This window comes from Caulobacter sp. FV1ye13L (assembly GCF_058681155.1).
Genome location: NZ_CM178732.1, coordinates 3,872,808 through 3,884,224 on the forward strand (window position 1 = coordinate 3,872,808; position 11,417 = coordinate 3,884,224).

10 protein-coding genes are annotated in these 11,417 nt (G+C 67.6%); 5 read left to right on the plus strand and 5 right to left on the minus strand.

The window, feature by feature from the left end:
* Positions 1-51: 51 nt before the first annotated feature.
* The gene (locus ACW176_RS18765) at positions 52-816 is read right to left on the minus strand and encodes an NUDIX hydrolase (protein ID WP_419320956.1); all 765 of its coding nucleotides are present in this window, start codon (positions 814-816) and stop codon (positions 52-54) included.
* A 77-nt stretch (positions 817-893) separates the two neighbouring features.
* Positions 894-2,027, minus strand: coding sequence for a pole-localized protein SpbR (gene spbR, locus ACW176_RS18770; protein WP_492110205.1), 1,134 nt, complete (start codon positions 2,025-2,027; stop codon positions 894-896).
* 160 nt (positions 2,028-2,187) lie between these two features.
* Here spbR and ACW176_RS18775 point away from each other — a divergent pair, with 160 nt between their 5' ends.
* Positions 2,188-3,987, plus strand: coding sequence for an ATP-binding protein (locus ACW176_RS18775; protein WP_492110206.1), 1,800 nt, complete (start codon positions 2,188-2,190; stop codon positions 3,985-3,987).
* A 94-nt stretch (positions 3,988-4,081) separates the two neighbouring features.
* Complete coding sequence (locus tag ACW176_RS18780; protein WP_492110207.1) at positions 4,082-5,269, plus strand: CaiB/BaiF CoA transferase family protein; 1,188 nt, start codon at positions 4,082-4,084, stop codon at positions 5,267-5,269.
* Here the strand turns inward: ACW176_RS18780 and ACW176_RS18785 are convergent.
* On the minus strand, positions 5,259-6,110 hold the full coding sequence (locus tag ACW176_RS18785; RefSeq protein WP_492110208.1) for a transglycosylase SLT domain-containing protein: 852 nt from the start codon (positions 6,108-6,110) through the stop codon (positions 5,259-5,261). The genes ACW176_RS18780 and ACW176_RS18785 overlap by 11 nt on opposite strands.
* Positions 6,111-6,313: 203 nt before the next feature.
* Between ACW176_RS18785 and ACW176_RS18790 the strand changes: the two genes are divergently transcribed.
* Positions 6,314-7,021: an energy transducer TonB family protein gene (locus tag ACW176_RS18790; protein ID WP_419320951.1), complete on the plus strand. Its 708-nt coding sequence runs from the start codon at positions 6,314-6,316 to the stop codon at positions 7,019-7,021.
* Positions 7,022-7,095: 74 nt separating this feature from the next.
* Here the strand turns inward: ACW176_RS18790 and ACW176_RS18795 are convergent, their stop codons facing one another.
* Both ACW176_RS18795 and ACW176_RS18800 read right to left on the minus strand, forming a co-directional pair.
* Entirely contained in the window at positions 7,096-8,259 is a 1,164-nt protein-coding gene (locus ACW176_RS18795; RefSeq protein WP_492110209.1) for an acyl-CoA dehydrogenase family protein, read from the minus strand.
* Positions 8,260-8,275: 16 nt separating this feature from the next.
* Complete coding sequence (locus ACW176_RS18800; protein ID WP_492110210.1) at positions 8,276-9,310, minus strand: NAD(P)/FAD-dependent oxidoreductase; 1,035 nt, start codon at positions 9,308-9,310, stop codon at positions 8,276-8,278.
* A 213-nt stretch (positions 9,311-9,523) separates the two neighbouring features.
* Between ACW176_RS18800 and ACW176_RS18805 the strand changes: the two genes are divergently transcribed.
* Positions 9,524-9,931, plus strand: coding sequence for a helix-turn-helix domain-containing protein (locus ACW176_RS18805; protein ID WP_419320946.1), 408 nt, complete (start codon positions 9,524-9,526; stop codon positions 9,929-9,931).
* 151 nt (positions 9,932-10,082) lie between these two features.
* A complete protein-coding gene (locus tag ACW176_RS18810; protein WP_492110211.1) occupies positions 10,083-11,417 on the plus strand; it encodes an FAD/NAD(P)-binding protein in 1,335 nt (444 codons plus the stop codon).

An 11,417-nucleotide genomic window follows, 5' to 3' on the forward strand; every position in this document is an offset into this window, starting at 1 on the left:
GCCCCCCAGTCGTCTTCGGGCGAATCGAGAGCCGTCTCGCACAAAGACGCGCTACAGCGCTGACAAAGGCTCGATCACGTCGCCATAGCCGGCGTTGGCCGGGATCCTCAGCCCCTGCCCCTCGACCCAGGGCTCGACCGCGATCAGCGGGCGGGTCAGCGACCGCGCGATCGCTTCGGTGGGGCTGGCGCTCTCGGCCAGAAGCTGCAGGTTCATGCGGGTGGGAAAGATCACCTTGCGGGTTCCGGCGGCGGCCATTTCCAGCGCCTGGGCCGGCGCGATCCATTCTGCATCGACGGCCTCGTGGCCATCGCAGATCGCCTGTTGAGCGCCCGGCGCGTGGGCGGCATAGAACCAGGTGTCGAACCGCTTGGGCATCAGCTTGGGCGTGATCCATCGCGCGAAGATGGTCAGGGCGGCCAGGTCCAGCGTCAGACCCAGATCGCCTACGACATCGATAAACGCCATGCGGTCCTCGGCCACCGCCGCGCGGACCTCGACCGCCGCCTCGCCCTCATAGAAGGCCCCACTGCGGTCGCGCGCCAGCAGCACGCCCGCCTCCTCATAGGCTTCGCGAATAGCGGCGATGCGCAGGGCAGGCCCGTCTTCGCCGACAGCATCCCATCCGGTGGCCAGGTCTCGCCAGCGGGGATCGTCGTCGCCGGAATGACTCTTGCCGCCCGGAAACACCAGGGCGCCGGCGGCAAAGTCGATCTGATGGTGGCGCTTGACCATCAGCACCTCGAAGGCGGGCGCATCTCGAAGCAGCAGTACGGTGGCGGCCGGGCGGATCAAATCATGCGAAGAGTCTGACATCGCGTGAGATTGACGCGGTTCAGACGGCTTGCACAGTCAAGATTGGAACAAGTGTTCGACTGGCGCCCGTTTTCGGCTCAGCCCGTGGCGGCATGGTTCTGGCGCGCGAACCGGTCCATGCGCTCCAGCAGGTAGTCGGAGTCCTCGCGCGAGATCGACTGTGGCGAGGTCAGGAAGCGCTGGATCATGTGCTCCTGGAAGCGTTCGCGATCCTGGGTGCGACCGTCAAATTCCATCGCGTGGAAAGCGTCAACTCCGGCGCGGAAGGCTGCATACAGGCGCGGCGGCAGGCCGGCCCGCTCGCAGATCGCCTTCAGGCCCAGTTGGCCCGCATCGTGGATCATCAGCCAAGTGCGATGATGCGGCACCCCGGCCAGCTCGGCGACGGCCCACTCGAAGAAGGTCATGTGACCGTGCGCCAGGGCGCGTAGCAGGAGTGACGGCGTCAGGCGCTCCACGCGATTCAGGTGCTGGACGAAGGCCTTTGGATCGGCGGTGCGGCCGGCCTGATCGACCAGATCGATCGTCGCCCGTTCCTTGGCGCCGACCACCAGCTCCAGCACCCGCTCGGGCGACAGCGCGTGGTGGCTGAGAATATGATCGCGCAGCTTGTCGCCGACCATGTCGATCAGCCGCTCGCTGACCGCCAGCGGCAGGGCCGCGCGGTAAGCGACGGCCTGCAGGATCTGCTCGGACTTGGAGAACCGGTCCAGCGCCTTCTGCAAGGCGACGTCGGAGAAGCGGGCATTGTCGTTGGCGCAAATGACCGCCACGGCCTCTTCGGTTCCCGACTCGACCAGAACCGAAGTGACACGGGTCGAGAGCTTGGGTCTGCGGGCCACGGCCATCTGCCGCGCTGCGCCGCCCATGCGGACAATCTCGGCCAGGTCATTGTCGCTGAAGACCGGTGAGAAGGTGATGATCGGCAGCGAGATGCTTTCGACGTCGCGGGCCAGGCGGTTGGCGACGTCCGGCGGCAGGCTGGGCGAGTTCTTCAACGTCACGGCCATGGCGCGGCGAACCAGCTCGGCGGCGTCGGTGGCCATGACGCGCAGGATGTCATGAGCGATCTGGCGTTCGTCGTCCGCCAACTCGGCGCGGTCAATCGTCCGGCAGAGCTTGTGCGCCGCAAGGGCGCGCTCGTCGGCCGTCGCGCCCTTCACGAGCATCCGGATATCGTTGTCTGTAAGCGCCGCGCGGGTAGTGGCCATGGGAGGTTCGCCGAACCAGAGGAATGCAAGTGACCCCTATCATCTCCTGTTAGGCTTAATGATTGTTTGAACCTCAAACCTGTGGATTAACGATACCCCGTAACCGGACGCAAACCGTGATGACCTAGGTTCCTCGCTCAACAGCTGAGGAATGCGATCCGTGTCCGCCGAGCGCCGCCCTACTGAGCCCCCGACGCGCGGCGCGAACCTGGCCATGGCGCTCGACGCCCAGACAGCGCTGCTGCCTTATGCGCTTGGGGTTTTCGCGATCAGCCTGCCCATCTTCGTCTGGGCGGGGTCCTTCGCCGACGACGCGCTCTGGATGGTCGCCAGCCTTATCACCTTCGCCATCAACTGGGGGGCCTTCTACGGCGCCGTCAGCTGGCTGCGCGGCGAAGGGTCGCAAGATCTTGAACGTCGCGCCCGGGTCCAGTTGCTTGGAGGCCTGCTCTGGGCCGTCACCGTCATCCAGCTTTCGGCCTTCGCCAACGCTGCGGGGCCCGCGCGAGAGACCCTGTTGCTGCTGGCGACGGCGGCGGCTGTGATGTGCATCTTCTTTTCGGCAACCTCGCTGCCGGCTCTGCTGCTGACAGCGCCCATCGCCGCCGCCGGGCCCCTGATCGCGCTGTTCTCGAGCGCGGAAACCCGTCACGCCGGCGTCATGGCCTGGGGCGCGATCGCCCTGACCCTGGCCCTGGCCCTCGTGCTCAACCGCATGATCCGCCGCCAACACGCCCTGGCGCAGGTTCACGAGCGGCTGATCGAAGAGCGCCTCGCCGTGCTGGACGCCGCTGAGCGCACCGCGCGGTCCAAATCCGATATCGTCGCCACCCTCAGCCACGAGATCCGCAATGGTCTGACGGGCGTTACCCACGTCCTGGCCGCCGCCGCCGGCAAGGGCGGTCGCGCCGCCCCATCCCGCGAGCAGTTGAACGCGGCGCTCGACGCCGCCCAGGATCTAATCGCGGTGCTGAACGCCACGCTTGATTCCGAGACCGCCGAATCCGGTCGTCTGGCCGTCGACGCCCTGCCCTTCGAGCCTGTCCGCCTGCTGCGCGACCTGACGCTGCTGGAACGCCCGCATGCCCTGGCCAAGGGCCTGGAGCTGGCCATCCATGTCGATCCGCTGCTGGAGCGCCGCACCCAGGGCGCCGTGCTGGCCGACGCCATGCGCACCCGGCAGATCATGGCCAACCTGCTGGGCAACGCCGTCAAGTACACCGTTCGCGGTCGTATCGAAGTCCGTATTGAGCGACGCGGCGACGTCGTGGCCATCGAGGTGGCGGATACCGGTCCGGGCCTGTCGGCCGAAGAACTGGAACAGGCCTTTGAACCGTTCCGCCGCGTCGAGCGCACCGGCGCGGGTGTCAATGGCGCGGGCCTTGGCCTGTCTCTGTCGCGCCAGCTGGCGCGCCTGATGGGCGGCGCTCTGGAGGCGCGCAGCGCCGTCGGCGTGGGCAGTTGCTTCACCCTGACCCTGCCTTTCGACGACGCCCTGACCTGCGAAACCGAAACGGCCGAGGAAGCCGCCCAGGCGGCCGAGGCGCCCGGCTCGCCGCGCAGCCTGCGCGTATTGATCGCCGAGGACGACGCCCTTAACGCCGCCATGCTGCGCGCCATCCTCGAACAGCTGGGTCACCAGGTGGTCCACGCCCAGAACGGACAGCGCGCCGCCGACCTGGCCAGGATCGCCGACTTCGACCTCCTGATGCTCGACGGACGCATGCCTGTACTGGATGGCCCTGGCGCCGCCGCCGCGGTTCGCGCCCTGGACGGCAAGAACCGCGACATGCCGATCATCGCCGTGATCGACGGCGACGCCGACGAGGCCAGGGACTGCATGGACGCCGGCGCCGATATCGTTCTGCGCAAGCCGGTCACCGTGGCCGGCGTCGCCCGTGCAGTCGCCGACGCCTCGGCGCTAGGACGCCTAACGGTCGCCGGCCGGGCCGCCGCCTAGAGACCTTTCGCACGGCCTGCCGCTGGGTAAGCCTTCCACCAGCCCCTTCCCTCGCCCACACTCGTCACAACGAGAAGAAAAGCGGGAGGATGCGATGCTGGAAGGACTCCGGGTCGTCGAGCTGGCCACCTATATCGCCGCGCCTGGCGCTGCGGGGATCATGGCCGACTGGGGCGCCGACGTGATCAAGGTGGAGTCGCCCGAGGGCGACCCGATGCGGCGCTTCTTCGACACGATCGCCTCACAGCAGGACGCCAATCCCGTCTTCGAGCTCGACAACCGGGGCAAGCGGGCCGTCGTGCTGGACATTCGCTCCGACGCCGGGCGCGAGGCGATGAAGGCCCTAGTCGCCACGGCCGACGTCTTCCTGACCAATGTTCGCCCCGGCGCCCTGGCGCGGGCCGGCCTGGACCACGAGACGCTGAGGGCGCTCAACCCACGCCTGGTCTATTGCAGCCTCACAGGCTACGGCCTTGAAGGCCCGGATGCCGACAAGGCCGGCATGGACGTCGCCGCCTTCTGGTCGCGGGCGGGCGTCGGTTCGATCACCGCCCCGAAAGGCGCCGAGCCGTTTCCGATCCGCACCGGCATGGGGGATCACGTCACCTCGCTGGCCACTGTCTCGGCGATCCTGGCGGCGGTGTTCGAGCGGCAGACCACAGGCGTTGGCCGCCTGGTTGAGACGTCTCTGCTACGGACCGGCGTCTATGCGATCGGTTCCGACATGGCGATCCAGTTGCGTTTCGGGAAGCTGGCTTCGACCCGCGGCCGGCGCGAGGCGATCCAGCCCCTGGCCAATTTCTTCAAGACCCGCGACGGGCGCTGGATCTGCCTGCTGCCCCGCCAGGGCGCCACCGACTGGGCCCGTATCGCCCAGGCCGCCGGCAAGCCCGAACTGGTCGACGATCCACGCTTCGCCTCCGCCAAGTCGCGCCGCGAGAACACCGCCGCCCTGGTCGATCTGCTGGACGCGGCCTTCGGCTCCATGGACTACGAGGACGTCGCTGCGGCTCTCGACGAGGGCGACCTGACCTGGGCGCCCTATCAGACCCCGCGCGAACTGGTGGGCGACCCCCAGGCCGAGGCGGCAGGCTGCTTCGTGGACACCCCCGATGGCGCCGGCGGGACGTTCAAGGCGCCGGCCTCTCCGGCCCGCTTTCCGGGCGCCAAGGATAGCCCGCGCGGCCCCGCACCGAAGCTGGGCGCGGATACGGCGTCGGTCTTCAGGGAACTGGGGTGGTCCGAGGGCCAAATCGCGGCCCTGACGGGGCCTAGCGGTTGATCTTGTCGTCCTTGGCCTCGGCCAGGACGCGCAGCATCTCGCTGGAGAACATCGAACTGGCCAGACGCTGACCGGCGCCAGCACCCAGGCTGCCGAACGTCGTATCGGCGTCCTGGGAGCCGCGCAGGATCAGCTGGACCACCGCTTCCTGCTGGTGGAGGCGCTCCAGGCGACGACCGCTGGCGTACTGGACAAAGCCCTGGTCGGCGCCGGTGTCTCTGGAGGGATCGACCGCGCGGCTGGCGCCGCCGGTCTTGGTCAGGTTGGCATAGACCTCGCCCACGGTGGCCGAACGACCGTCACGATAGAAGATCGAACGATTAGCTTGGGCGGCGTCGGGAAACATCGCCGCGGCGCTGGCGCCGGGGGTCTTGTTGGCGGCCTCAATCAGGCGCGCCGAGCCCTGCGGGCCAAGGAAGTGTGCGGCATAGAGCTCCCCGGCCGTCGGGGTGCGACCCACCCTGCCGCGCAGATAGGAGGCATGGTCCGAGGCCAGCTCGCCGGCCATCAGGGACGAGGCATGCGGATCCATCTTGAGCGCCAGAACCGCCTTGCGGGCCTCATCGCCGGCCACCTTGAAGCGACCATCCGAGCCCTGCGAGATCAGGTCGGCATAACGGGCATAGCCATATTTCGCGCCATGCTTCTTCAGCGTGCCCAGCCACGTCTGATCGACGAACTGGAACAGGCCCGAGGCCGACGAGGTCCGCGCCTTGGCGGCGGGGTTGTAGCCGCTCTCGCGCTTGGCCGTGCCCATCAGAAACGTGAAATCGACGCCCGTCGCGCTGGACGCGCGCTGGATCGCTGATTCTACGACGCTGCGGATGGATTGGACGGCCATGACCTCCATGCCTGAACGATCATGGTTAATCGGCCCTTAACCTAGTCCGCCTGGCAGGCGCGCGGCGCAACATGCCGCACCACGGCGCAGGGAAAATTACAGACGTACAAATTATCGATGATAGATTACGATTGTCAATTTACAGTGCCCGCACGCCGTGATGATCTGGACTTACAAGCGTAATGTTCGAAAGGGAGATCATCATGGCCATCGCGCTAAATCCCCAAGGCTCCGGTATTCCACGGCTGGACCGAGACCCGCGCAAGCCCTCGCCTGTGCTGGTCGTGGCGCTCGGCGCCTCCGCGGCCTTCCACATCGGTCTGATCGCCTATCTCGCCTACACCAGATACGTGACGCCACTGCCGGACGCAGGCGAAGACCCAGTCATCATGATCCAGCCCCCCTGGATCGAACCGCCGCCTCCGCCGCCACCGAAGTCGACCGAGCGACCACCCTCGAACCCGATTCCCTTGCATCTGCCTCTGGTGACGCCCTTCAAGCCGCCGGTCACTCTGCCCGTCACGCCGCCGGATCTCGTCGCGCCGCCCAGCCTGACGGGCCCACCGACCCTGACCTCGGATCCGCCGTTGGTCAGCCCTCCGGTCGCACCGACGGCCAAGGTCATCACCCGCGCCAACTGGCTGCGCAAACCCTCGGCCGGCGATCTGGCGCGCTACTATCCCGACGGCGCGGCCCGCCGGGAAATCTCGGGCAGCGCCACCCTGAACTGCGCCGTGGCGGCCAATGGCGCGGTGCGCAACTGCATGATCGTGTCGGAGACGCCGGTTGGCGAAGGCTTCGGCGACGCGGCCTTAAAGCTGTCGCGCTTTTTCCGCATGAGCCCGCAAACCGAGGATGGCCAGGCCGTCGACGGCGCGACGGTGCGCATTCCCATCCGCTTCAGTCTGTAGGCCGACCCCGTTCCGGCCTCCTTCCAGACTGAGGCGGTGGCCGGACCTCCCCCTCGAGGTCCGGCCTTTTCCTGTCAGTAGCTCTTGGGCAGGCCCAGCACGCGCTCGGCGATGAAGTTGAGAATCATCTCGCGGCTGATCGGCGCGATGCGGGCGATCATCGCCTCGCGGAAGTAGCGCTCGACGTCATATTCCTTGGCGTAGCCCATACCGCCATGCGCCAGGACGGCGTTCTCGCAGGCCGTGAAGCCGGCCTCGGCGCCCAGATATTTGGAGGCGTTGGCCTCGGCGCCGCAATCCTTGCCCATGTCGTAGAGCGCGGCCGCCTTGAAGGCCAAAAGGTTGGCCGCCTCCAGCTCAGCCCACGACCTGGCCAGGGGATGGGCGACGCCCTGATTCTGACCGATCGGCCGGCCAAACACCACGCGCTCCTTGGCGTAGGTCGTAGCCTTCGCCAGGGCCGCGCGGCCCAGGCCAACCGCCTCCACCGCGAACAGCACCCGCTCCGGGTTCAGGCCGTGCAGCAGATAGGCAAAGCCCTTGCCTTCCTCGCCGACCAGATCCTCAGCGGGCACGAACAGGTCCTCGATGAAGAGCATGTTACACTCGACGGCCTTGCGGCCCATCTTCGGGATCGGCTTGGCTTCGATCTTCTCGCGGTCGGTATAGAACAGGCTCAGGCCCTGGGTCGGCTTGGCGCACTGATCCTTGGGCGTGGTGCGGGCGATGATCAGGATCTTGTTGGCCCGCTGGGCGCCGGTGGTCCAGATCTTCCGGCCGTTAAGGCGATAGCCACCGTCAACCTTCTCCGCCCGGGTCTCCAGGCTGGAAGTATCCAGGCCCGAATTGGGCTCGGTCACCGCGAAGCACATCTTGTCCTCGCCAGAAATCAGACGGGGCAGATGCCTGGCACGCTGTTCGTCGCTGCCGAACTTGACGATCGGCATCGGGCCAAAAATGTTCAGGTGAATGGCCGAGGCGCCCGAAAATCCCGCGCCCGATTCGGTCACGGCCTGCATCATGATCGACGCTTCCGTCAGGCCCAGGCCCGCGCCGCCGACACTCTCCGGCATGGCCACGCCCAGCCATCCGCCCCCGGCGATGGCGGCGACGAAGTCCTCCGGGAAGTTTCCGCTCTCATCGGTGCGGCGCCAGTAGTCGTCGTCGAACCCGGCGCACAGCTTGGCCACGCCCTCGCGGATCGCTTCCTGTTCTTCGGTCAGCCAAAATCCGGACATCTCTTCCCCTGCTTGCCTATGCCTCGGGCTCTCGATCGAAACGGCGCGCGTCGAACTGCGCCGCGTCAGGACCCGGGTCCTTGCCCGTCAGATACGCCGCGACCAGACCTGCCACAAGCGGCGCCAGCAACCAGCCGTTACGTCGCGCGCCGACCGCCAGCATGACACCTGGGCTTGCGCTCCAGCCCACCAGCGGCAGGCCATCGGCTGTCGAAGCGCGCACACCGACCTGCGTTGTCGCGGTCATGCCCGCCAGATCGGGCCGCAACGCCGTCGCCGCCTTCAGCAACGCAGCCGTCTTCAGCGGATCAGGCGCCAGATCATCTCGCCCAAGCTCCATCGTCGCCCCCACCACCATGGGCGCGCCAGGACAGAGATAGACGCCCGCCCCGCGCACGACCGAGCCGGCGCCCAGGTCATGATCCAGACGAAGGATCTGTCCCTTGATGGGCGCGAGGGCCGCCGTTTCCGGCGCCAGGGCCCCGTTTCGCGCTGAAGCGCCGGTCGCCAGCACCAGGGCGTCGAAGCGCTCTGCCCGGCCGTCCGACAGGCTCAGGAGGCCGTTCTGATAGCTGGTGACAGAGGCGCTCTCGAAACGGACGCCCAACGCGCTCGCCGCAGCTCTGAAAGTCGCCAGCGCAGCGTGAGCATCCAGCCGCCAGTCCTCGGCGAGGCGCAGCGCGCCATCCGCATGGTGATCGTCAGGCAGACCCAGGACACGCTGCCGCGCCTCAATCCCGGCGAGCCAGCTGGCGTCGCCTTCGATGCGGACGCCGTCGTTCAGGATCTCGATATCCAGCCCAGCGACAAAGGCCGGCCATAGGTCTCTGGCCCGCCGCAACAGGTCCAGATGGGGGGTGGAGGCTTGATCGAACAGCGCTTCGCTGGCGGGGGCGAGCATGCCGGCCGCGACTCCCGAAGCGTTGTCGCCAGGCGCGGCCGGATCGAAGACCGTCACGGCCAGTCCAGCGCGCGCCAGGGCCAGGGCCGTCGCCGAGCCGAAGGCTCCGGCGCCGGCCACCGCTATACGCGCGCCTGACACAGTTCCCATGCGGCGCAATCACCTCCCGAGGCGCCAAAGGTCAAGCCCTTGCTGCCCAGAACTTTTGCTCGCCCAGATTAAAAGGCTCCACCCTGACGCGCATTGACGCAGTGTAGGTGCGCAGACGTGACTATGGCGGTCAGGTCGGGCTATCTTGGGGTGTCCAACTGCGCCGCTCTCTAGTGAGGCTTTGTTCCGCGCCGTTGGAGGGAATGGATTGGCATGAACGACAAGCCCGCCGCCGACCTGGCTCACCCCGTCGATCTGTATGTCGGCGCCCGCCTCAGAATCCGGCGCAAGGTCATGGGCCTGAGCCAGACGCAAGTCGCAGATGCCTTGGGCATAACCTTCCAGCAGATCCAGAAGTATGAGCGCGGCTCCAACCGGATCAGCGCCTCCAAGCTGTATGACGCCGCTCGTCTTCTGGAGGCTCCGGTGTCCTATTTCTTCGAGGGGCTCGGCGAGACCGATGGCGGCAATGACGACGGCTTCGCCCAGCGCATGACCGAATTCGTTTCGACGCCCGAAGGCCTGGAACTGGCCGCCCTGTTCCCGCGACTCGACGACCGACGCCTGCGCCGCCGTGTGGTCGATCTGGTCAGGGCCATGGTCGAAGACGAACCCGGCTGACGCTTACGCGGACCGTCGCGGTCCGCTTACCCGAGACGATCTGGCGAACCCGCGCGCGTTGAAAGACGCGGGGCGGCTTTCGCCTGCTTGCGTCGCGGCCCAAAATCCGAAACAAGAGGTCTATACCCTACCTTTTTGATAGAATTTATCCATGCCCCCTCTTCCCCTCGTCGCCGTTGTCGGTGGCGGCTTCAGCGGCCTGATGACGGCGCTGCATCTGGCGCGAGCCGGAACGGTGCGGGTTCGGCTGATCGAGAGGTCTGCTAACTTCGCCCAAGGCGCAGCCTATTGCACGGCCAACCCCGACCATCTGCTCAATGTCCGGGCCGGCAATATGAGCGCCTGGCCAGACCAACCGGACCATTTCGCCCGCTGGCTCGCCCAGCGTCGCCCCGATGCAGGGGCCTTTGCCAGCCGGGGCGAGTACGGCCTTTATCTGCAAGGCCTTCTGGCGACCGCCGCCGGGGCCGACGGACGCCTGTCCCTGGTGTCCGACGAGGCGCTCGGACTGCATCCGGATGGCGCTGGATGGCGGATCGACTATGCGAGGGGCCAAGCCGAGCAGGCCGATGCGGTCGTGCTGGCCCTGGGCAATCCACCGCCGGCCACACCCGCAGGTGTGGCGCCCGAGGTCACTGACGGTCCGCTCTATCATGCTGATCCCTGGCGTCTTCAGGCCTTGAACAACGACGCCACGAAAGCGCCGACCCTGTTGATCGGCTCAGGCCTCACCATGGTCGACGTGGCGCTGAGTCTGGCCCGGTCCACGCCAGACCGCACGATGATCGCCCTGTCGCGCCGCGGTCTCGCGCCCCTGGCCCACGCCGCGACTTCGCCGGTCGAAGCCCGGACGCCGCCCGCCGGCGCCTCGCCGACGGCTCTGCTGGTCTGGCTCAAGTCCGAGGCGCAACGCCAGGGCTGGCGCGAGGCCATCGACGCCCTGCGCCCGCACACCCAGAGGATCTGGCGTGGCTGGAACCGGGCCCAGCGCGCCCGCTTCCTGCGCCATGCCCGGCCCTATTGGGATGTCCACCGCCATCGGCTGGCGCCGGAGGTGGCGGCGCGCGTCCAGGCCCTGATCGACAGCGGGGCCCTGGTTCTGCTGACCGGCCGCATCGAAAACCTGACGAAGGGCCCCGAGGGCCTGCGGCTGCAATGGCGGCCACGGGGGACGGGTCAGATCCAGACCCTGAACGTCGGCCGCGCCATCAACTGCACCGGCCCCGCCGCCACCGTCAGCGCCCACCAGGATCGCCTGCTCGACGCCCTGTGCTCGCAGGGACAGGCGCGCCCCGACCCGCAGGGTCTGGGCCTGGACGTCGATAGCGACGGACGGCTGATCGGTGGCGATGGCGCCGCGCAACACCGTCTGTTCGCGGTCGGCCCCGTGACGCGCGGGGCGTTCTGGGAGATCACCGCCGTGCCCGACATCCGCGTTCAGGCGCAGCGGACGGCCCAAGCGGTCATCGAAGCCCTGCGGGCCTGA

Bases quoted from the DNA above. Each gene is read 5' to 3' on its own strand.
- ACW176_RS18765 (WP_419320956.1), bottom strand. From the start codon at position 816: ATGTCAGACTCTTCGCATGATTTGATCCGCCCGGCCGCCACCGTACTG.
- spbR (WP_492110205.1), bottom strand. From the start codon at position 2,027: ATGGCCACTACCCGCGCGGCGCTTACAGACAACGATATCCGGATGCTC.
- ACW176_RS18780 (WP_492110207.1), top strand. From the start codon at position 4,082: ATGCTGGAAGGACTCCGGGTCGTCGAGCTGGCCACCTATATCGCCGCG.
- ACW176_RS18785 (WP_492110208.1), bottom strand. From the start codon at position 6,110: ATGGCCGTCCAATCCATCCGCAGCGTCGTAGAATCAGCGATCCAGCGC.
- ACW176_RS18790 (WP_419320951.1), top strand. From the start codon at position 6,314: ATGGCCATCGCGCTAAATCCCCAAGGCTCCGGTATTCCACGGCTGGAC.
- ACW176_RS18795 (WP_492110209.1), bottom strand. From the start codon at position 8,259: ATGTCCGGATTTTGGCTGACCGAAGAACAGGAAGCGATCCGCGAGGGC.
- ACW176_RS18800 (WP_492110210.1), bottom strand. From the start codon at position 9,310: ATGGGAACTGTGTCAGGCGCGCGTATAGCGGTGGCCGGCGCCGGAGCC.
- ACW176_RS18805 (WP_419320946.1), top strand. From the start codon at position 9,524: ATGAACGACAAGCCCGCCGCCGACCTGGCTCACCCCGTCGATCTGTAT.
- ACW176_RS18810 (WP_492110211.1), top strand. From the start codon at position 10,083: ATGCCCCCTCTTCCCCTCGTCGCCGTTGTCGGTGGCGGCTTCAGCGGC.